The sequence below is a fragment of the Thauera sp. genome (assembly GCF_034003485.1).
In the GTDB taxonomy this organism is placed as follows: Bacteria; Pseudomonadota; Gammaproteobacteria; order Burkholderiales; family Rhodocyclaceae; genus Thauera.
The window spans coordinates 87,323-106,496 of the sequence record NZ_JAVEYL010000014.1 but is presented as its reverse complement, the minus strand read 5'-3'; the positions used below and the strand labels follow the sequence as shown (position 1 = coordinate 106,496).

The window sequence follows — 19,174 nt, the reverse complement described above, 5'->3', positions numbered from 1 at the left end:
TGCGCGTCGATCCGCGCTACTTCCGCCCCGCCGAGGTCGAGACGCTGCTCGGCGATCCGACCAAGGCCAAGGAAAAGCTCGGTTGGACGCCGGAGATCACCGTGCAGGAGATGTGCGCCGAGATGGTCGCCGAAGACCTGAAGGCGGCGCAGCGACATGCGTTCCTGAAGGCGCACGGGCACGATGTGCCAGTCGCCCTCGAAAACTGACCAACCGCCTTGTAGTCGCCACTGTGGGAGCGGGCTTGCCCGCGAAAGTGCATGAAACAAGCGCTGCATTCGCGGGCAAGCCCGCTCCCACGGAGCCTGCGGCCCGTGAAAATTACTGAATCCCTGAACATGAACCTCACCGAAACCATCTTCGTCGCCGGCCATCGCGGCATGGTCGGCTCGGCCATCGTGCGCCGGCTGCAGGCCTTGGGCTGCACCAACATCCTCACCGCTGGGCGCAACGAACTCGACCTCACCGACCAGCACGCGGTCAACGCCTTCTTCGCCGCCCATCGCATCGACCAGGTCTATCTGGCTGCGGCCAAGGTCGGCGGCATCCACGCCAACAACACCTACCCGGCCGAGTTCATCCACCAGAATCTGATGATCGAGGCCAACATTATCCATGCTGCCCACACCCACGGCGTGCAGAGGCTGATGTTCCTCGGCTCGTCGTGCATCTACCCGAAGTTCGCAGAACAGCCGATGAAGGAAGAGGCGCTGCTCACCGGTCTGCTCGAGCCCACCAACGAGCCCTACGCCATCGCCAAAATCGCCGGCATCAAGCTGTGCGAGAGCTACAACCGCCAGCACGGCCGCGACTACCGCAGCGCCATGCCGACCAACCTCTACGGCCCGGGCGACAACTTCCACCCCGAAAACAGCCACGTCATCCCCGCGCTGATGCGCCGCATCCACGAGGCCAAGCTGGCGAAGGCGCCTGAAGTGGTGATCTGGGGCAGTGGCACGCCGATGCGTGAGTTCTTGCATGTGGATGACCTGGCCGAGGCCGTGGTGCATCTGCAGAACATTCCGCAGGAGCGCTACGCCAGCGAGACCGAGCCGATGCGCTCGCACATCAACGTCGGCACGGGGACGGATGTGACCATTCGGGAGCTGGCCGAGACGCTGGTCGAGGTGATCGGCTACGAGGGCAAGCTGATGTTCGACACCACCAAGCCGGATGGCACGCCGCGCAAGCTGATGGATGTGAGCCGCCTGGCACGGCTGGGGTGGAGACCGAAGACGGTACTCATCAATGGGCTCGATTGCACGTATCGCTGGTACACCGAAAACACGCCTGTGCCAAGGCAAGCAAACGCGCATCAAGGGTCTTGATCACGCACCAGCTGCGAATTTTCAGCGCCTTGACTCTCGACACCCAACGCTAATTTTTAAATTAATTCACACAGACTCCCTTATTACTAAAAAATAACGCTGAAATAACGCCACAGACGCTTGAAACCCCACTAATTTATGTCGAATTATTCAAAACCCACGATCTCGATAATCACCGTTGTATATAACGGCGCGAAGACGCTCCGAGCGACGATCGAAAGCATCACGCCTCAACTAACTGACGATATCGAGTACATCATTATCGACGGCGGTTCCAACGACGGCACGCAAGACATAATACAGTCTTACGCACACCACCTAGCGTACTGGACTAGTGAGCCCGATAACGGCATTTACGACGCATGGAACAAGGCCTTAGCCCAGGCATCTGGGCGCTACATCGGGTTCGTAGGTGCAGATGACGTGCTGCTCCCGAACACGCTTGCCGTATACCTGAACGGTATCCATAAGCAACCGGAAGTTGACTACTGGAGCTCGCGAATCGCATTTGGAAAGATCAACGGACGAATTATCGGGCAACCCTGGCGGTGGAAGCGCTTTCGCCGCTACATGTGTGTTGCTCACGTCGGCTCCCTACATAGCCGGAACCTCTACGAGCGATTCGGCCTATATGACACAAGCTACCGAATCGCAGGAGATTACGACTTTTTACTCCGTTCAGGTTCAACGTTGAAAGCTGGCTTTATCGATATCGTTTCTGCGGTCATGGGAGATGGCGGCGTCAGCAATAGAGCGGTATCGCTTGCACTGGAAGAAACTGCACGCGCGAAAATTAGACATAAAGCGACATCCGTCGCCGTTGCGCGGATTGACCAACTCCTCGCACAGCTAAAAGTAGCAATTCGATCTCGCTTAACGCGCAAGCCATGACAATCTCACTATTGACGTGGCTGCTACTCCCGTCCGCCTTGATGGTTAGCCTCACCCTATCGTCTTTTTCAGCAGGCCTTCTTGTCTCGAGCACCATAATACTTACGCTCGTCATCATAAAACAACAAACCGTCAAGATAAGTGTCGCTTATCTTATGGCCTCTGTAATTTCAATACTCTGGACCGTTGTCAACAACTACTCCATGGGAAGTGGGGACCAGACGAAACCCGTCCTCACCATTCTATTGCTCTTGCTTTGCGGGTTCGCAGTAGCGAGTATGTTAAAGCAAGAAAAAGAAGAAGAACTCCAGAGGTCGTTAAAAATCGTTTTTTGGACTTTAATTTTCATTGGGCTTGCAGGAACTCTAAACTTGCTCCCCCTCGGCCCCTACCAACACCTAAACAGGCCGCTGCCACCGTTCTCTGAACCAAGCCACTTTGCTCTGATTTATGCACCTATTGCGTGCTCCTACGTTCTAGTCTGCAAAAAAGCTCTCCGCCCGTTCGTTTGTTTAATAAGCCTCTTTCTCTCACTCACACTTCCGAACCTTACGTTACTGGTCGCAACTTTCTTGGTTTCGACCGTCTCACTAAGCAATCGCCAAATCTTCACGACCATCTCAGCATCGCTTGCGCTCAGCATAGCGTTGATTGCTTCGGGCACCATATCCATCGACTACTTTTTAAACCGTCTCACTGATCCCGACGCAGAGAATCTTTCCCGGCTTGTTTACGCTCAAGGCTGGGAAAGCATTGCATCTGCCTTGCATTATTCGTCTGGCCTCGGAGTGGGCTTTCAGAATCTTGGCTCAGAACCCCCCGGCCAAGCCGCCGCAAAAATCGAAGCACTCACAGCAGGATCGCTCAACAGATTAGACGGAGGCTTCCTTGCCGCGAAGATCATCGGCGAGTTTGGCGTCGTTGGAATTATTCTAGTCTTTTCAACAACAGTCGTCGCTTTTTTATCAGGACTCGAACTAAGAAGACAGATCACAAAAAATATCAGCACCAAAAAGGATGAATATATTCCTATGTGCTTTACTTACACGATAGTGCTAGAACTCTTCTTCCGAGGCACAGGATATTTCTCACCCAGCTTCTTGATGTTTCTGTATTTCCTGCCGAAAGCGCTAAAGTTGATCAGAAGGCGCAAGTCAATTAGAGCCCTATCGGATAGCCGATCAATAGATTCGAACTTCATATGAGATTACCTTACTTTTCCCGTTATGGAATTCGCGGCTTACTTAGCTTGATGCTTGACACGCTACATACACGATTGCTTTTCAGAAACTGCAGACTTGTCCGTCGTCCAATACGAATTAGAAGCGACAGTCCACTCAAGCTCGGCCAAAACATGACCTGCGGAATTGATCTCCGGCTTGATTGCTTCGGGCCTGGCTCAGTGCATTTTGGCAGAGACATCCAAATCAACGATCACGTTCATATTGCCAGCATCAAACAGATCACAATCGGTGACAACGCGCTCATTGCAAGCCGTGTTTTCATTTCAGATCATAACCACGGACGATTTGATGGAGACGCCTTTGAGGACGGACCGCACACTCCCCCAGCACAACGCCCCCTGAGCGCTATTCCCGTGCGCATCGGAAACAATGTATGGATTGGTGAATCGGTCTGCATACTGCCGGGCGTAACGATCGGAGACGGCGCAGTGGTCGGTGCTGGGGCGGTAGTGACACGTGACATCCCACCTCGGTGCGTTGCCGCTGGAAACCCCGCACGAGTAATTCGACGCTATAACGAAACAACTCACAGGTGGGAGCGGCTGTGAGGGCAGAACCAAAACACTTGGTGGTGTCAGCCGTTAACTTTAGTGAAGGTGGCCCCCTGACCGTGCTTCAGGAAAGCTTGGAAGCCGCGGTGCAATCTGTGCCGCAGGATTGGAAGATTACTGCGCTCGTGCATCGAAAGGAACTTGTTGCGAACCCTCGTATTAACGTAATTGAATTTCCAGACTCCAAGCGGTCATGGTTCAAGCGCCTCCGGCTCGAATGGTTTCAGTTCAACGAGCTATCCAAACAACTCAAACCTGACTTGTGGCTCTCTCTGCACGACATAACGCCGCGCGTTCAAGCGCGCCGCCAAGCAGTTTACTGCCACAACCCATCACCCTTTCACCGGCTGACCTGGCGAGACGCGCGGATGGATCCGAAATTCGCGCTTTTTAGTTTGTTTTACGGATACCTGTACGGCTTTTTTATCCAGCGCAACTATATGGTCATCGTCCAGCAGAACTGGTTGCGCGATGCTTTTCGGCGCCTGTACTCACACGCCAATCTAGTCGTGGCGTATCCAACGCAGCGCGAGAGCTCTTCAACGCAAGGCACGACGACTGCAGCAGTTCGCCTTCCTACCCGTTCTCAACCTCTAGTACTTCTGTACCCAGCTCTGCCACGCGTCTTCAAGAACTTCGAGGTGTTATGCGAAGCCATGCGATTTTTGCCCGCAGAGCTACAGGGCGCGGTGGAGTTGCGACTCACTCTGGACGGCAGCGAGAACCCCTATGCGCGGGATCTTTACAGGCGATTTTCAGCTATAGCGGGCGTCAAGTTCATTGGCCAACAAACAAGAGATGGAATGCAAAGGCAGTACCGAGATAGCGACGTCGTGTTGTTTCCCTCTCGACTGGAAACATGGGGCTTGCCCATTACGGAGGCCAAGGTTAATGCGAAGCCGCTCTTGGTTGCTGATCTTCCGTATGCCCACGAGACCGTTGGCAACTGCGAGGCGGTGACATTCTTGCCTGCGGAGGACGCGCAAGCGTGGGCGACGGCGATCAAGGGCTTGGCCTCTGGAACCTGGCAGTTTGGTAATAGAAAACGCCCACCACCAGACGCGCCGTTTGCTGCTGACTGGGCGCAACTTTGGCGCTTGCTCACTGACGGGCTTTGACAAGCCCCCCCCCTTCACGGGTCATAGGACGTCGGGGATTAGTGCATATGAATTTTCCTGAGCGGCGGTACCGGTGAGCTCTTCTAGAATGGAAATGGTTTTTTATGGATAACAGATTCCTTGTTACAGGGGGAGCGGGGTTTATTGGCTCGGCCGTTGTTCGGCACCTCATGGGGACGGCAGACTATTGTGTAGCCAATGTGGACAAGCTGACTTATGCAGGAAACCTTGATTCGCTCTTATCAATTGGCGGTTCGAATCGTCATCGCTTTTACAGGGTCGACATTTGCGATGCGAAAGCACTTGATCACGTATTCGCCGACTTTAGCCCTACCGCGGTGATGCATCTCGCCGCCGAGTCCCACGTGGACCGCTCGATCGACGGTCCAGCCGAGTTCATCCAGACCAACATGGCCGGCACCTACACGCTGCTCGAGGCCGCGCGGCGGTACTGGAATGCGCTCGCCGATGACGCGAAAGCGGCTTTCCGCTTCCACCACATCTCCACCGACGAGGTGTATGGCGACCTGGAAGGCACGGACGATCTGTTCACCGAATCCACACCCTACGCGCCCAGTTCGCCCTACTCCGCCTCCAAGGCCAGCTCCGATCATCTGGTGCGGGCGTGGCAGCGGACCTACGGCCTGCCGACGCTGGTGACCAACTGCTCGAACAATTACGGGCCCTACCATTTCCCGGAAAAGCTCATCCCGCACATGATCCTCAACGCCCTGGCAGGTAAGCCGCTGCCGGTGTATGGCGATGGATCGCAGATTCGGGATTGGCTCTATGTGGAAGATCATGCGCGGGCGCTGGTCGAGGTGGTGACGCGGGGGAAGGTTGGGGAGACGTACAACATTGGCGGGCACAATGAGAAGCGGAATCTCGAGGTGGTGAAGACGATTTGTGATTTGCTGGATGAAATGGTGCCTTGGGTTGTTCGCGGGCAAGCCCGCTCATACAGGGAGCTGATCACCTTCGTGAAGGATCGGCCGGGGCATGATCGGCGGTATGCGATCGATGCGTCGAAGATCGAACGCGAGCTGGGGTGGACGCCGCAGGAGACCTTCGAGAGCGGCATCCGCAAGACCGTGCGGTGGTATCTGGACAATCGTCAGTGGTGGGAGCGTGTGCTGGACGGCAGCTACCAGTTGGCCCGTTTGGGAGAGAAGGCATGAAAGGCATCATCCTCGCCGGCGGTTCCGGCACCCGGCTGCATCCGATTACGCGCGGCGTTTCCAAGCAACTGCTGCCGATCTACGACAAGCCGATGATCTACTACCCGCTGTCGGTGCTGATGCTGGCGGGCATCCGCGAGATTTTAGTGATCTCGACGCCCGACGATCTGCCCAACTTCCGCAAGCTGCTGGGTGATGGGTCGGAATTCGGCATCGCGCTGAGCTACGCCGAGCAGCCCTCGCCAGATGGCCTGGCGCAGGCATTCCTGATCGGCGCGGACTTCATCGGTGACAACAGCGTGTGCCTGATCCTGGGCGACAACATCTTCTATGGCTACGGCTTTAGCGCCATGCTGCGCGAGGCCGCATCTCGGGAGCGCGGGGCGACCGTGTTCGGCTATCACGTGTCCGACCCCGAGCGCTTCGGCGTGGTTGAGTTCGACGCGGCCGGCAAGGCGATCTCGATCGAGGAGAAGCCCAAGGCGCCGAAGTCGAGCTATGCGGTGACCGGGCTGTACTTCTACGATAACTCGGTGGTGGAGGTCGCCAGGCAGGTGAAGCCCTCGCCACGGGGCGAGTTGGAGATCACCGACGTCAACAACGCCTACCTGCAGCACGGCGACCTACACGTGAGCCTGCTCGGGCGCGGCTTTGCCTGGCTGGACACGGGCACGCACGACTCGCTGATGGAGGCGAGCCACTTTGTGCAGACCATCGAGGCCCGCCAGGGGCTGAAGGTGGCCTGCCTGGAAGAGATCGCCTACCACCAGGGCTGGCTGAGCGGCGAGCAGTTGTCGCAACAGGCAGATGCCCTGAGCAAGACCGGCTATGGGCAGTATCTTCAGCGTCTGGTGACGCAGGATGCGGCGAAATGAAGGTCATCGAAACGGCCTTGCCCGGGGTCTTGATCATCGAGCCGAAGGTTTTCGGCGACCATCGCGGCTTCTTCCTTGAGACCTTCCAGGTCGATCGCTACCACGAGGCGGGCATCACCCTGCCCTTCGTGCAGGACAACCATTCGCGCTCGCAGCGCGGCGTGCTGCGCGGGCTGCATTTCCAGAAGACCCGCCCGCAGGGCAAGCTGGTGAGCGTGAGCCGGGGGGCGGTGTATGACGTGGCGGTGGACATCGATCCGGCCTCGGCCACCTATGGCAAGTTTGTCGGGGTCGAGCTGAACGACGAGAACCACCGGCAACTGTGGATTCCGCCCGGCTATGCGCATGGGTTCTGCGTGCTGAGCGAGGTGGCGGACTTCCAGTATAAGTGCACCGATTTTTACTTCCCGGAGGACGAGGGCGGGCTGATCTGGAACGACCCGGACGTGGGGATTCAGTGGCCGATCGATCCACCACAGTTATCAGCGAAGGATTTGAAGAATCCGAGGTTGCGGGAGTTATCGTGAGCGATGGGGCCACCCCTTTGCACACGCCGGTTATCGGTTTCACTCTATTCAGTCGCGCGACAAGCTTAGCGTTCACTGCAAAGCGGATCAGCGTTCATTTGCCTCATCGACCTCCAGTTTCACCTTAACGAATATGCTAGCCCCCATCATCATGGCCGGCGGCTCCGGCTCCCGCCTCTGGCCACTCTCCCGCCAACTCAATCCCAAGCAGTTTCTCGCACTGGGCGACGACCAATGGTCGATGCTGCAGGCCACCATCGCACGCCTGCAGGGTCTAGAGACCGCCCTCCCCCGCCTGATCTGCAATGAGGAACATCGTTTCCTTGCGGCAGAGCAGCTGCGCCGGCTTGGGCTCGAGGAGGCCAATATCCTGCTCGAGCCGGTGGGCCGGAACACCGCGCCGGCGATTGCACTTGCCGCTCTGCAGGCAGTAGCGGATGGCGAGGATCCTGTACTCCTGGTGCTCGCGGCCGATCATCTGATCCAGCAGGTTGAAAGCTTCCATACTGCCATCGGGACAGCGCTGCCACTGGCCAGCGACGGGAAGCTGGTGACCTTCGGCATAGTGCCCAGCCACGCTGAAACCGGCTACGGCTACATCGAGCAAGGCGCGGCTGTTGGCGAAGGCGGATTTTCCGTCGCCCGCTTCGTTGAAAAGCCCGACCTCGCTACCGCCGGGGGCTACGTGGCGAGCGGTCGCTTCTTCTGGAACAGCGGCATCTTCATGTTCCGCGCCAGCCGATACCTGGAAGAGCTTGAACGCTTCCGGCCGGACATCCTCGCTGCCTGTCGCGCCGCGCTGGCGGGTGGTTCGCAGGACATACACTTCACCCGGGTCGACGCAGCCGCCTTTTCGACCTGCCCCGAGGATTCCATCGACTATGCGGTGATGGAGAAAACCGCCGACGCCGTGATGGTGCCTCTGAACGCAGGTTGGAGCGACGTCGGTTCGTGGTCCGCGTTGTGGGACGTGAGCACCAAGGACGAGTACGGCAACGTCTTCAAGGGCGACGTGATCGGTCAGGCGACCTGCAACACCTTCGTTCATGCCGACAGCCGAATGGTGGCCACTGTGGGCGTGGAAAACTTAGTAGTGGTCGAGACCCCGGACGCGGTGCTAGTGGCGCACAAGGACAAGGTTCAGGACGTGAAGGGGATCGTCGAGCGCCTGAAGGCCGAGGGCCGGCAGGAGCACATCAGCCACCGCGAGGTCCATCGCCCCTGGGGCATGTACGACTCGGTCGACAATGGCCACCGCTATCAGGTGAAGCGGATCACGGTCAAGCCAGGCGCGAAGCTCTCGGTGCAGATGCACCACCACCGCGCCGAGCACTGGATCGTGGTGAGCGGCACAGCGCGGGTGACGAACGGGGACAAGACCTACCTGGTCACCGAGAATCAGTCGACCTACATCCCGATCGGACAGGTGCACGCGCTGGAAAACCCCGGCGTGATTCCGCTGGAACTGATCGAGGTGCAGTCGGGCTCCTATCTCGGCGACGACGACATCGTGCGCTTCGAGGACAAGTATGGCCGTGCATGAGATGAGCCGACCGTTGAGACATCTCGCCGACGCCCACAACGTGCGCTTCGGCACCAGTGGCGTGCGCGGTCTGGTCGCCGACCTGAGCGACGCGGTCTGTTACGCCTACACCCAGGCTTTCCTGAAAACGGTGGCAACCGGCAGTTCGCGCATCGTTGTCGGTCACGACCTGCGCCCGAGCAGCCCGCGGATTGCTGCGGCCTGTATCCAGGCAATGCGCGATGTCGGCCGCGAGGCAGTGTACGTTGGTGGCGTGCCGACGCCTGCGCTTGCGTATTACTGCGCCCTTCACGGCAGTCCCGGCATCGTCGTGACGGGCAGCCATATCCCCTTCGACCGCAACGACATCAAGTTCTACCGCGCCGATGGCGAGATCGCCAAGGCGGACGAACAGGCGATCCTGGATTCGGATGTAGCGGTGCCGGACGGCCTAACGCCTGCTGATCTGCCGACGGTGGATGGCACGGCGCTAGAGGCTTACATCGGGCGCTACACCGGTTTTTTTGGCGAGGGCACCTTGGCCGGTTTGCGCATCGCGCTATACGAGCATTCGAGCGTGGCGCGTGATGTGCTGCGAAGCGTGCTCGAACGCTTGGGCGCAGAGGTCCTGTCGCTCGGGCGTACCGACGTCTTCGTGCCGATCGACACCGAGGCGGTCCGCGCCGAAGACATTACGCAGGCACGCGCGTGGGCGCAGGCGCATCGCTTCGACGCCATCCTATCGACCGACGGCGATGCCGACAGGCCGCTGATCGGAGACGAGACCGGCACCTGGCTGCGCGGTGACGTGGTAGGCATCCTTTGCGCGCAGTATCTGCGGGCCGACGTGGTGGTGACCCCGGTGAGCAGCAATACCGCGGTGGAACAATGCGGATCCTTCCGCCAAGTGGTACGCACACGGATCGGCTCGCCCTACGTGATTGCAAACATGGGCGCCTATCGCGACGGAGGACGGGTAGTAGGCTACGAGGCGAACGGAGGCTTTCTGCTCGGCAGCGACGTAGAACGCGGTGATTCTGTGCTGAAGGCCCTGCCAACGCGCGACTCGGTGCTGCCCATGCTTGCCCTGCTCGCGATAGCGCGGTTGAAGGGCCTGCGGCTGTCGGAACTGGGTGACGACTTGCCGAGGCGCTTCACCGCGAGCGATCGAATACAGTCTGTGCCGACCGACCTAAGCCGCGCGTTGATGGGGAGGCTGGAGTTTGACGCCCGGCTGGCTGCAAGGCTGATGGCACCGGATGCGGGTGAGGTTGTAGCGCTAGATACGACGGATGGACTGCGGGCCACGTTCGCGTCGGGCGAGATCGTGCACCTTCGACCTTCGGGTAATGCACCGGAGTTGCGCTGCTATGCCGAGGCACCGGAGGGGATGCGAGCAAGCACCTTGTGCGACAGGTGTCTAACTAGGCTATCGAGCTACCTGCATGAGCTGCACCATGAACTTCGTCTCCCAACCTAATCGCCGTTGGGTCGAGACGCAATGATAGGCATCCGCATCCCGGGGAGCCGAATACGCTTAGATCCGATCTCACTCGGCATCGCCAACCTGCTGCTGCCGATCCGTGCCAAGTCGATGATCTACTATCCGCTGTCCGTGCTAATGCTGGCTAGCATCTGTGATGCCCAGGAGATCCCGACACCGCAAAACCGGCCTAATTACCGCAACCTGCCGAGCGAGGGACCCATGGCCTTCGGGTGCGATGGTCATGCTTTCTGAACAAACAGTTCTGCCACGACAGCCTGTTCATAAATTTTAGAGAATAGATATATTTCGATGCACGATAGCACCACCAGACCACAGATAGCTGTTTGCCTTGCGGCATACAATGGAATGCAATGGATTGATGAGCAAATCACATCAATCAAAGCCCAAGAAGGTGTTGATGTCACCCTCTATATCAGTGTTGACGTGTCAACCGATGGAACTGAAAGCCACATCCGTACACTAGCCGAGAAGGACGATAAAATCGTACTCTTACCTTATGGCGATAGTTTTGGCGGCGCAGCTCCCAATTTTTTTAGACTTTTAGCAGAAGTTGATTTCACCCCTTATGACTATGTTGCATTATCTGATCAAGACGATATTTGGCTGCCGGACAAGCTCTTTCGAGGAATAAAAGCTCTAGCGACTTCGGGTGCCGATGGCTACTCGAGCAACGTTACTGCATTTTGGGAAAACGGTCGTGAAAGAATAATTGACAAAGCGCAAACACAGCGAGAGTTCGATTATTTATTTGAGGCCGCTGGCCCTGGATGCACTTATGTCTTGAGCGCTTCGTTGGCAAATAAAGTTAAAGAATGCGTTGTTAAAAAGGCTGGCGAGATCAAAAACATCGGACTACATGACTGGTTTATTTATGCGTTTGCTCGATCTAATGGTTTCAAATGGATCATCGACCCAGCGCCAAGTATGCTCTACAGGCAGCACAGCACAAACCAAGTAGGCGTCAATCAGGGATTTCGGGCCTTCCATGCGCGTTCAAGAAAGATATTGAACGGCTGGGGGTTCCAACAAGCAAGCATGATCGCTCAACTTGTCGGAAATTCAACGAATCAACCTCAGGCGCGTTTGTGCAGCATGAGGCGCAAGGACCTCGTCTGGCTAGCAGTGAACTCAAGTAAATTTCGACGGCGACTTCGAGACAGATACTTCTTTGCTGCGTCCTGCATCGGGGCGCTCATTTTATACAAAGTTAAATAAGCTTTTAATATGCGGATACTTATCACGGGGGCGACTGGTTTTGTCGGGAGCGCGCTGTGTAATCGACTAGAAGAAAGCGCGGCGTTACGCATCGCAGTGCGCGGTCCAATCGATGCGGCACTGCGGGGGCGATGTGAAGTGGCTCATGCGACGCTCGACCCCGCGCAGGATTGGAGCCAGGCGCTAGACGGCATTGCGATTGTGATCCACTGTGCTGCACGTGTGCATGTAATGAACGATGACGCGGCCGATCCGCTAAGAGAGTTCCGTCGCATCAACGTCGACGGGACCCTTCAGTTGGCCAGACAGGCGGCGGCGGCAGGCGTGACGCGGTTCGTTTTCATCAGCTCGATCAAGGTCAACGGTGAAAGCACCGCGCCGGGACAGCCATTCACAGCGCAGCAAGCGCCCGCCCCGATCGACCCCTACGGCGTCTCGAAGTGGGAGGCCGAGCAGCAGTTGCGCAAACTCTCAGCCGAAACCGGCATGGAGGTCGTCATCATTCGCCCCGCATTGGTCTACGGGCCGGGCGTGAAGGCGAACTTTCTCAACATGATGAAATGGTTGTACAGGGGCGTTCCTCTTCCATTGGGCGCGATCCACAACAAGCGCAGCCTTGTCGCGCTGGAGAATCTCGTCGATCTGATCGTGACCTGCATCGACCATCCACGAGCGGCGAATCAGACGTTCCTGGTCAGCGACGGCGAGGATCTCTCAACGACGGGGCTTCTGCGGCGGATGTCACGCGCGCTTGGCAAGCGGCCACGCTTGCTGCCGGTGCCCGCGTGGATGCTGGAGACCGCGGCGAAAGCGCTTGGAAAGCAATCCATCGCACAAAGGCTTTGCGGGTCCTTGCAGGTCGACATCGCGCACACGCGCGAACGCCTGGGTTGGACGCCCCCCGTCAGTGTCGATGCTGCACTCCAAAAGACGGCTCAGCACTTCCTCGAGCAGCAAAAACAATGAACTCCTGGTTTCTGATTTTCTTGGTGTCAGCAGCCTCATGGGGGCTGACCTATGGTTTGCGCAAATACGCGCTTTCGCGAAGCCTGATGGACATCCCTAATGCGCGCAGTTCGCACTCGGTGCCGACACCGCGCGGTGGTGGGGTCGCCATCGTCGTGAGTTTTCTGGTTGCGCTTGCACTCATTGCTGCAACAGGCGGCCTTGATTCGTCTGCATGTCTTGCACTGCTTGGCGCTGGAGGGATCGTCGCCTTGGTCGGTTTTCTGGATGACCACGGCCACATCGCGGCGCGCTGGCGTCTGCTGGCACATTTCGTCGCGGCCTTCTGGGCGCTTGGCTGGCTGGGCGGCGCTCCGGCATTGCAGCTTTTCGGGGTGCAGTTCGATCTCGGCTGGCCCGGGTTCGCCCTGGTGGCGGTGTATCTGGTCTGGCTACTCAACCTCTACAACTTCATGGACGGCATCGACGGCATCGCCAGCGTGGAAGCGATCTGTGTATGCGTAGGTGGGGCGCTGCTTTATATGCTGCTTGGCAAGCCGGATCTGGCCTTGTTGCCGTTGATGCTTGCCGCGGCGGTGGCAGGATTTCTCTACTGGAACTTCCCGCCCGCGCGGATCTTCATGGGCGACGCGGGAAGCGGCTTCCTGGGCATCGTGCTGGGCATCATGTCGATTCAGGCGGGCTGGGTCGATCCGGCATTGTTCTGGAGTTGGGTGATTCTGCTCGGGGTGTTCGTGGTGGATGCGACCTTCACGCTGATGCGCCGTCTGTTGCGCGGCGACAAGGTGTATGAGGCGCACCGCAGTCATGCTTACCAATACGCGTCGCGCCAGTTTGGACGCCATCTGCCGGTGACGCTGACCGTCGGCGTGATCAACCTCGCATGGCTGCTGCCGATTGCGCTGCTCGTTGGCACGGGCAGGGTCGACGGGGTGATTGGGGCCGTGCTGGCCTACGCGCCGCTTGTGCTCCTGGCAATCAAGCTCCGCGCGGGCGAGCTGGAAGTGGGGCCAGCGGCATGAGCAAGCGTGTCATTGTGATTGGGGCGGGTGGGCATGGACGCTCCGTGGCCGAGGCGATTCTGCTGCTCGGGCGGGATGAACTCATCGGCTTTGTCGATGACGGCGCGGATGCGAACGCGAAGGTGTGGGGCTATCCGATCCTCGGCAGGACGGACTCGCTTCACTCCTTACGCGAGCACGCCGATGCAATGGTGGTCGCGATCGGCAACAATGCCGTCCGGGAGAAGCTTCACGTGCGGGTACGGGAAGCTGGCCGCGAGCTACTGAGCGTGGTCCACCCGACGGCCTTCGTGTCGCCGACAGCGGCATTGGCCCCTGGATGCGCGGTGATGGCGGGTGCTGTGGTCGGGACGGAAGCCCATCTTGGCCAGGGCGTGATCGTTAATTGCGGCGCTACAGTCGACCACCATTGCAAGGTCGACGCCTTCGGGCACCTCGGCGTGAATGCCTGCATGGCAGGTGGGTCGGTGCTGGGGCATCGCGCCTGGATGCAGGCCGGAAGCGCGCTCGGCTATGGCGTGCAGGTGGAAGACGGTGCAGTGATTGCGCCCGGCGAGGCGCGCTCCGTCTGAGCCCAACCCCTCTACAAGCCGCCCGCTCGGGCGACAGCTGGATACTTGCTTGTCTATGAATAACTCATTCCGATCGGTTCTCGTCTTTCTCTTCGACCTGCTTGCGGTGGTCATCGCATGGGTCGGGGGGATGTGGATTCGCTTCAACTTCACGCTTCCCGGCGTCTATACCGACAAGCTTCTGCTCGGCCTGGGCGTACTGTTGGTGATCCATGCCGTCGCCTGCCGCTGGGCCGGCCTCTATCGCGGCATGTGGATCTTCGCCAGCCTGCCGGACCTGAAGCGCGTGTTGCGCGCGGTGGGCGTGTCGGCACTCAGCCTGGTCGCTCTGCTTGCGCTCGACCGTCGACCGGGGCCTGAGATTCCGCGCTCCATGCTGATCCTGTATCCGGTGCTGCTGCTGATGGTGATGGGCGGCGGCCGCGCTGCGTGGCGGATGTGGAAGGAGCACCGCATCTACGGTGCTTTGCGTGCGGAAGGCAAGCCGGTCGTCGTGGTCGGCGCGGGCACCGGCGGCGCGATGCTGGTGCGCGAGCTCGAGCGCAGCCCGGACTGGCACGTGGTCGCCCTGGTCGATGACAACCCGGCCAAGTGGGGCCTGGAGCTCCATGGTCAGCCGGTGGTGGGCGGGATCGAGCAGTTGCCGCAGGTGCTGGAGGACTTCAAGGCCCAGCACGTGATCCTGGCCATGCCGTCCGCCGCGGCGGACGCGCTGAAGCGTGCGGCTGATACCGCGGTGCGGGCGGGCGCGAACGTGTTCACCGTGCCCGGCATCGAGGACCTGATGAGCGGCAAGGTGGCGATCAATGCGATGCGACCGGTCGACATCGAGGATCTGCTCGGGCGGGAGCCGGTGAAGATCGACTCCGACCACCTCAAGGACATGATCGGCGCCAAGACCGTGCTCATCACCGGCGCCGGCGGTTCGATCGGCAGCGAGCTCTGCCGCCAGCTGGCGCGCTTCGCCCCGGCGCGGCTGGTGCTGATGGAGGCGAGCGAGTTCGCGCTGTACAACATCGAGCAGTGGTTCCGCGTGCACAAGCCCGAGACGCAGATCGTGCCGCTGGCCGGCGACGTGAAGGACGCGGCGCGCCTCGACGAGATCTTCGCCACCTGGAAGCCGCAGCTCGTCTTCCACGCCGCCGCCTACAAGCACGTGCCGCTCATGGAAGTGGCCAACGCCTGGCAGGCGGTGCGCAACAACGTGCTCGGCACGCTGCTGGTGGCGGCGCACGCGCAGCGCCATGGCGCCGAGCGCTTCGTGCTGATCTCCACCGACAAGGCGGTGAACCCCACCAACGTTATGGGCGCCACCAAGCGCCTGGCCGAGATGGCCTGCGAGGCGCTGCACAGCTCGGGCAAGGGCGGCACGCAGATCGAGATGGTGCGCTTTGGCAACGTGCTCGGCAGCACCGGCAGCGTGATCCCCAAGTTCGCCGAGCAGATCGCCCGCGGCGGGCCGGTGACGGTGACCCACCCGGAGATCAACCGCTACTTCATGTCCATCCCCGAGGCTGCGCAGCTCGTGCTGCAGGCGGCGGCCATGGGCAAGGGCGGCGAGGTGTTCGTGCTCGACATGGGCGAGCCGGTGAAGATCGTCGACCTCGCGCGCAACATGATCCGGCTGTCGGGCTACACGGAAGACGAGATCCGCATCGAATTTTCCGGGCTGCGGCCGGGCGAGAAGCTGTACGAGGAGCTGCTGGCGGATGCGGAGGAGACGCGCGAGACGCCGCATCCCAAGCTGCGCATCGCGCGCTCGCGGCCGGTGGCGGAGAGTTTTCTGGATGAGCTGGAGCTGTGGCTGTCGCAGCCGGGGCCGGTGGCGGACGAGGATGTGCGGATGGGGCTGAAGCGGTGGGTGCCGGAGTATGAGCCGGCGCGGCATTGAGGTAAGAGCCTTGAAAAGTATCGGTTATCGATATACATTCTTTTATGTCAATCCTGAGTTTTCGCTGTCCTCTTACCGCATCACTGTTTGCACGGGGACGTGTTGCACGCTTCGCCAATATTGAGGCGAGCGCTCGCCGAAAGCTGGTATTGCTGGACGCGGCAAAGGATCTCAAGGATCTACGCATTCCGCCAGGAAACCGGCTTGAGGCTTTGTCGGGTAATCGGGCGGGGCAACACAGCATTCGCATCAACGACCAGTGGCGCGTGTGTTTCCGCTGGACGGCAGATGGGGCTGAGGACGTCGAGATTGTCGATTACCACTGAAAGGAGGCCGCGATGAGCGAGAAGCTTGCCCCCATGCACCCGGGCGAAGTGCTGCGCGAGGAGTTCATGGCGCCGCTCGGACTCTCCAGCAATGCGCTTGCGCGTGCGCTGGGTGTGACCGCGGCGCGGATCAACGAGATCGTTCGTGAAGAGCGCGGCATTACGGCCGACACAGCGCTGCGCTTGGCCCGCTACTTCGGCACGTCGGAAGACCTTTGGCTGAACCTGCAGCGGCGCTACGACGTCGAGCGCGCACGCGATGCGCTTGGCGCTTCGCTGGAAGCGATCGTGCCGATGCGGGAAGCGGCGTAGGGGTGCTGGGGTCAGGTCTTGAATTTGCTCATAGCTCGACATCCTCGTACAGCCCGTCCAGCACTAAATCGACCCCAACGCTTTCCAGCCTGACGACATCGCCCCCGCTCGCTGGATGAAGCACCCACAGCCCCTCGCTGTTCTTGCGGAAAAGGTCGGCGTGCTTGCGGTCCTGCTCGATGAGCAGGTATTCCTGCAGGGTGCCGATCTGCTGGTAGAGCTCGAACTTGCGACCGCGGTCGAAGGCGGCGGTGGAGTCGGACAGGATCTCGATGACCAGGGCCGGGTGCTGCTTGGCGAGACTGGCCTCGGGCTGGCGGTCGCGCGCATCGCAGGTGACGAAGACGTCGGGGTAGAAGACGGCGTCGACACGGTCGATGCGCAGCTTCATGCCGGAGACGAAGGCGCGGCAGGGCTTGCCGGAAAGGGCCGCGCGTAGTCCAGCGTAGGCATTGCCCAGGATCGTGTAATGCGCATCGGTACCGCCGGACATGGCGAACACCTCGCCGGCGAGGTACTCGTGGCGTTCGGGCTGATCCTCTTCCCACGCCATGTAGGCGTCGGCGTCGAATTCGGGCTTGATCTTGGGCGAGGCCATGGCGCGTATTCCTTGTATCGGCCGAGCATAGCCGGTCGATACAGCGGGCTCAAGCGCCGGAAGCGGCAGCCAGCGCGTGAGCACGCCATCAAGCGCGGCAGGGTCGAAATGTGTCGGGCGTCGGAGAAGGAGCCCGCCAGGCATCGAATGCCCCAGTCGCGTAACGGGATATACTCGCGCCGTATCCAACTCAATGAAGGAGGCACTCATGACAACGAGCACCGTCTTTACGAACAACCGCAGCCAGGCCGTGCGTCTGCCGGCCGACATGCGCCTCCCGCCCGACGTGAAGCGCGTGGATATCCGCGCGCATGGGGTGGAGCGGATCATCGCGCCGGTGGGCCATAGCTGGGACTCCTTCTTCATCGACGGCCCCCAGGTTGCCGACGACTTCATGGAAACCCGCGCCAGCCAGGAACAGCAGGAACGCGAGGCGCTTTGATGTTGCGCTACCTGCTCGACACCAACATCGTGATCTACGTGATCAAGCGCCGGCCGCTGTCGGCGCTGGCCTTGTTCAACGAGAACGCGGGTCACATGGCGATCTCGTCGATCACGCTCGCGGAGTTGATGCACGGCGCCGAAAAGAGCAATGCGCCGACGCGGTCGCTGGCCGCAGTCGAGGATTTCTGCAGCCGCCTTCAAGTGCTCCCTTATGGGCCCAAGGCCGCGATGCACTATGGAAACATCCGCGCCCAGCTTGAAACGCGTGGCCAGACGATCGGCGTCAATGACCTGCACATCGCAGCGCACGCACGCAGCGAAGGCCTGACGCTGGTGTCGAACAATCTGCGCGAGTTCGAGCGCGTGGAAGCGCTGCAGTTGGCCAACTGGGCGATTTGAAGTCCCGCAGCAAATCGGCAGAATTGGGTGCAGACTTTGATCGGTTCGCCACAACGGAGGCTTCATGAGAAATGCACAGACACGCCCTGCCCCGATCAGCATCGACGACTACCTCGACGGCGAGACGCGGACCGAGATCAAGCACGAATACCTCGACGGCGAGGTGGTCGCGATGGGTGGCGCGAGCGCGCAGCACGGCTTGGTCGCGGGCGCCCTGCACGCCGCGTTGATTCCGCACGCGCGCCGCAAGGCCTGCCAGCTCTTCATCGCCGACATGAAAGTGCGCGTCGACCACGCCGACCAGACCTACTTCTATTACCCCGACCTGCTGCTCGCCTGCGACCCGCAGGATCGCGAGCCCTACTACCGCCGGCACCCGTGCATGGTGGTGGAGGTACTGTCGCCCAGCACCGAACGCATCGACCGTCGCGAAAAGCTCTTCGCCTACCAGACGATCCCGTCACTGCGCGAATACCTCCTGATCGACCCGGAGAAGCGCTGCGTGGAGGTTTATCGCTTCGGCGAGACCGTGCGGCACGAGTCCTTCACCGAAGGTAGCTTCCGGCTGGAATGCCTTGATGCGGAAATCACGGTCGATGAGATCTACATCGACGCGGAGGCCTTGTAGGCCTCAATCGTCAATCGAGTGCGACCCGATCGATTTGCCGTTGATTCGTGGGAGCGGGCT

At 59.9% G+C, this 19,174-nt stretch carries 23 protein-coding genes; 22 read left to right on the top strand and 1 reads right to left on the bottom strand.

Going from position 1 to position 19,174, the window contains the following annotated elements; all coding sequences use genetic code 11:
• The 19 genes from RBT54_RS10100 to RBT54_RS10010 form a co-directional block, all read left to right on the top strand.
• Positions 1-209 (top strand): GDP-mannose 4,6-dehydratase (locus RBT54_RS10100; RefSeq protein ID WP_320366749.1); only part of this gene is annotated, 209 nt, incomplete at its 5' end.
• Between the two features lie 129 nt (positions 210-338).
• Positions 339-1,328: a GDP-L-fucose synthase gene (gene fcl / locus RBT54_RS10095; RefSeq protein ID WP_320366761.1), complete on the top strand. Its 990-nt coding sequence runs from the start codon at positions 339-341 to the stop codon at positions 1,326-1,328.
• 138 nt (positions 1,329-1,466) lie between these two features.
• Positions 1,467-2,219 (top strand): glycosyltransferase family 2 protein, encoded by a 753-nt coding sequence (locus RBT54_RS10090; RefSeq protein WP_320366747.1) that lies wholly within the window; start codon positions 1,467-1,469, stop codon positions 2,217-2,219.
• Positions 2,216-3,424 carry a hypothetical protein gene (locus RBT54_RS10085; protein WP_320366745.1) on the top strand — a complete coding sequence of 403 codons (1,209 nt, stop codon included), beginning with the start codon at positions 2,216-2,218 and terminating at the stop codon, positions 3,422-3,424. The genes RBT54_RS10090 and RBT54_RS10085 overlap by 4 nt, the downstream gene beginning before the upstream one ends.
• On the top strand, positions 3,421-4,011 hold the full coding sequence (locus tag RBT54_RS10080) for a DapH/DapD/GlmU-related protein (RefSeq protein WP_320366743.1): 591 nt from the start codon (positions 3,421-3,423) through the stop codon (positions 4,009-4,011). Before RBT54_RS10085 ends, RBT54_RS10080 begins: the two co-directional genes overlap by 4 nt.
• Positions 4,012-4,088: 77 nt before the next feature.
• Positions 4,089-5,132, top strand: a complete 1,044-nt coding sequence (locus RBT54_RS10075) for a glycosyltransferase (protein ID WP_320366742.1) — start codon at positions 4,089-4,091, stop codon at positions 5,130-5,132.
• Between the two features lie 104 nt (positions 5,133-5,236).
• Complete coding sequence (gene rfbB, locus RBT54_RS10070; RefSeq protein ID WP_320366740.1) at positions 5,237-6,310, top strand: dTDP-glucose 4,6-dehydratase; 1,074 nt, start codon at positions 5,237-5,239, stop codon at positions 6,308-6,310.
• Complete coding sequence (rfbA, locus tag RBT54_RS10065; protein WP_320366738.1) at positions 6,307-7,185, top strand: glucose-1-phosphate thymidylyltransferase RfbA; 879 nt, start codon at positions 6,307-6,309, stop codon at positions 7,183-7,185. The genes rfbB and rfbA overlap by 4 nt, the downstream gene beginning before the upstream one ends.
• Positions 7,182-7,712, top strand: coding sequence for a dTDP-4-dehydrorhamnose 3,5-epimerase (gene rfbC / locus RBT54_RS10060; protein ID WP_320366736.1), 531 nt, complete (start codon positions 7,182-7,184; stop codon positions 7,710-7,712). The genes rfbA and rfbC overlap by 4 nt, the downstream gene beginning before the upstream one ends.
• 133 nt (positions 7,713-7,845) lie before the next feature.
• Positions 7,846-9,255, top strand: a complete 1,410-nt coding sequence (locus tag RBT54_RS10055; protein WP_320366734.1) for a mannose-1-phosphate guanylyltransferase/mannose-6-phosphate isomerase — start codon at positions 7,846-7,848, stop codon at positions 9,253-9,255.
• Positions 9,242-10,714 carry a phosphomannomutase gene (locus tag RBT54_RS10050; RefSeq protein ID WP_320366732.1) on the top strand — a complete coding sequence of 491 codons (1,473 nt, stop codon included), beginning with the start codon at positions 9,242-9,244 and terminating at the stop codon, positions 10,712-10,714. The genes RBT54_RS10055 and RBT54_RS10050 overlap by 14 nt, the downstream gene beginning before the upstream one ends.
• Before the next feature lie 21 nt (positions 10,715-10,735).
• Positions 10,736-10,972 carry a sugar phosphate nucleotidyltransferase gene (locus tag RBT54_RS10045; protein ID WP_320366730.1) on the top strand — a complete coding sequence of 79 codons (237 nt, stop codon included), beginning with the start codon at positions 10,736-10,738 and terminating at the stop codon, positions 10,970-10,972.
• A 57-nt stretch (positions 10,973-11,029) separates the two neighbouring features.
• On the top strand, positions 11,030-11,956 hold the full coding sequence (locus tag RBT54_RS10040; RefSeq protein WP_320366729.1) for a glycosyltransferase: 927 nt from the start codon (positions 11,030-11,032) through the stop codon (positions 11,954-11,956).
• Positions 11,957-11,965: 9 nt separating this feature from the next.
• Positions 11,966-12,922 carry an SDR family oxidoreductase gene (locus RBT54_RS10035; RefSeq protein ID WP_320366727.1) on the top strand — a complete coding sequence of 319 codons (957 nt, stop codon included), beginning with the start codon at positions 11,966-11,968 and terminating at the stop codon, positions 12,920-12,922.
• On the top strand, positions 12,919-13,944 hold the full coding sequence (locus tag RBT54_RS10030; protein WP_320366725.1) for a glycosyltransferase family 4 protein: 1,026 nt from the start codon (positions 12,919-12,921) through the stop codon (positions 13,942-13,944). Before RBT54_RS10035 ends, RBT54_RS10030 begins: the two co-directional genes overlap by 4 nt.
• Positions 13,941-14,516, top strand: a complete 576-nt coding sequence (locus tag RBT54_RS10025) for an acetyltransferase (protein ID WP_320366723.1) — start codon at positions 13,941-13,943, stop codon at positions 14,514-14,516. The genes RBT54_RS10030 and RBT54_RS10025 overlap by 4 nt, the downstream gene beginning before the upstream one ends.
• 55 nt (positions 14,517-14,571) lie before the next feature.
• Positions 14,572-16,407: a nucleoside-diphosphate sugar epimerase/dehydratase gene (locus RBT54_RS10020; RefSeq protein WP_320366721.1), complete on the top strand. Its 1,836-nt coding sequence runs from the start codon at positions 14,572-14,574 to the stop codon at positions 16,405-16,407.
• A gap of 44 nt (positions 16,408-16,451) precedes the next feature.
• Positions 16,452-16,733: a type II toxin-antitoxin system RelE/ParE family toxin gene (locus tag RBT54_RS10015; protein ID WP_320366719.1), complete on the top strand. Its 282-nt coding sequence runs from the start codon at positions 16,452-16,454 to the stop codon at positions 16,731-16,733.
• A gap of 12 nt (positions 16,734-16,745) precedes the next feature.
• Complete coding sequence (locus RBT54_RS10010) at positions 16,746-17,045, top strand: HigA family addiction module antitoxin (protein ID WP_320366717.1); 300 nt, start codon at positions 16,746-16,748, stop codon at positions 17,043-17,045.
• A gap of 28 nt (positions 17,046-17,073) precedes the next feature.
• On the opposite strand, the gene RBT54_RS10005 is transcribed toward RBT54_RS10010, so the two are convergent.
• Positions 17,074-17,643, bottom strand: coding sequence for a Uma2 family endonuclease (locus RBT54_RS10005; RefSeq protein ID WP_320366715.1), 570 nt, complete (start codon positions 17,641-17,643; stop codon positions 17,074-17,076).
• A gap of 208 nt (positions 17,644-17,851) precedes the next feature.
• On the opposite strand from RBT54_RS10005, the gene vapB reads away from it, so the two are divergent.
• From vapB to RBT54_RS09990, 3 genes are all read left to right on the top strand, one after another.
• The gene (gene vapB / locus RBT54_RS10000) at positions 17,852-18,085 is read left to right on the top strand and encodes a type II toxin-antitoxin system VapB family antitoxin (RefSeq protein ID WP_320366713.1); all 234 of its coding nucleotides are present in this window, start codon (positions 17,852-17,854) and stop codon (positions 18,083-18,085) included.
• Positions 18,085-18,486, top strand: coding sequence for a type II toxin-antitoxin system tRNA(fMet)-specific endonuclease VapC (gene vapC / locus RBT54_RS09995; protein WP_320366711.1), 402 nt, complete (start codon positions 18,085-18,087; stop codon positions 18,484-18,486). The genes vapB and vapC overlap by 1 nt, the downstream gene beginning before the upstream one ends.
• 64 nt (positions 18,487-18,550) lie before the next feature.
• On the top strand, positions 18,551-19,114 hold the full coding sequence (locus tag RBT54_RS09990; protein WP_320366710.1) for a Uma2 family endonuclease: 564 nt from the start codon (positions 18,551-18,553) through the stop codon (positions 19,112-19,114).
• Positions 19,115-19,174: the final 60 nt, after the last annotated feature.

Bases quoted from the DNA above. Each gene is read 5' to 3' on its own strand.
- rfbB (WP_320366740.1), top strand. From the start codon at position 5,237: ATGGATAACAGATTCCTTGTTACAGGGGGAGCGGGGTTTATTGGCTCG.
- rfbC (WP_320366736.1), top strand. From the start codon at position 7,182: ATGAAGGTCATCGAAACGGCCTTGCCCGGGGTCTTGATCATCGAGCCG.
- RBT54_RS10045 (WP_320366730.1), top strand. From the start codon at position 10,736: ATGATAGGCATCCGCATCCCGGGGAGCCGAATACGCTTAGATCCGATC.
- RBT54_RS10055 (WP_320366734.1), top strand. From the start codon at position 7,846: ATGCTAGCCCCCATCATCATGGCCGGCGGCTCCGGCTCCCGCCTCTGG.
- RBT54_RS10010 (WP_320366717.1), top strand. From the start codon at position 16,746: ATGAGCGAGAAGCTTGCCCCCATGCACCCGGGCGAAGTGCTGCGCGAG.
- RBT54_RS10015 (WP_320366719.1), top strand. From the start codon at position 16,452: ATGTCAATCCTGAGTTTTCGCTGTCCTCTTACCGCATCACTGTTTGCA.
- RBT54_RS10035 (WP_320366727.1), top strand. From the start codon at position 11,966: ATGCGGATACTTATCACGGGGGCGACTGGTTTTGTCGGGAGCGCGCTG.
- RBT54_RS09990 (WP_320366710.1), top strand. From the start codon at position 18,551: ATGAGAAATGCACAGACACGCCCTGCCCCGATCAGCATCGACGACTAC.
- vapC (WP_320366711.1), top strand. From the start codon at position 18,085: ATGTTGCGCTACCTGCTCGACACCAACATCGTGATCTACGTGATCAAG.
- RBT54_RS10005 (WP_320366715.1), bottom strand. From the start codon at position 17,643: ATGGCCTCGCCCAAGATCAAGCCCGAATTCGACGCCGACGCCTACATG.
- RBT54_RS10025 (WP_320366723.1), top strand. From the start codon at position 13,941: ATGAGCAAGCGTGTCATTGTGATTGGGGCGGGTGGGCATGGACGCTCC.
- RBT54_RS10050 (WP_320366732.1), top strand. From the start codon at position 9,242: ATGGCCGTGCATGAGATGAGCCGACCGTTGAGACATCTCGCCGACGCC.
- RBT54_RS10040 (WP_320366729.1), top strand. From the start codon at position 11,030: ATGCACGATAGCACCACCAGACCACAGATAGCTGTTTGCCTTGCGGCA.
- RBT54_RS10080 (WP_320366743.1), top strand. From the start codon at position 3,421: ATGAGATTACCTTACTTTTCCCGTTATGGAATTCGCGGCTTACTTAGC.
- RBT54_RS10085 (WP_320366745.1), top strand. From the start codon at position 2,216: ATGACAATCTCACTATTGACGTGGCTGCTACTCCCGTCCGCCTTGATG.
- vapB (WP_320366713.1), top strand. From the start codon at position 17,852: ATGACAACGAGCACCGTCTTTACGAACAACCGCAGCCAGGCCGTGCGT.
- rfbA (WP_320366738.1), top strand. From the start codon at position 6,307: ATGAAAGGCATCATCCTCGCCGGCGGTTCCGGCACCCGGCTGCATCCG.
- RBT54_RS10020 (WP_320366721.1), top strand. From the start codon at position 14,572: ATGAATAACTCATTCCGATCGGTTCTCGTCTTTCTCTTCGACCTGCTT.
- fcl (WP_320366761.1), top strand. From the start codon at position 339: ATGAACCTCACCGAAACCATCTTCGTCGCCGGCCATCGCGGCATGGTC.
- RBT54_RS10030 (WP_320366725.1), top strand. From the start codon at position 12,919: ATGAACTCCTGGTTTCTGATTTTCTTGGTGTCAGCAGCCTCATGGGGG.
- RBT54_RS10090 (WP_320366747.1), top strand. From the start codon at position 1,467: ATGTCGAATTATTCAAAACCCACGATCTCGATAATCACCGTTGTATAT.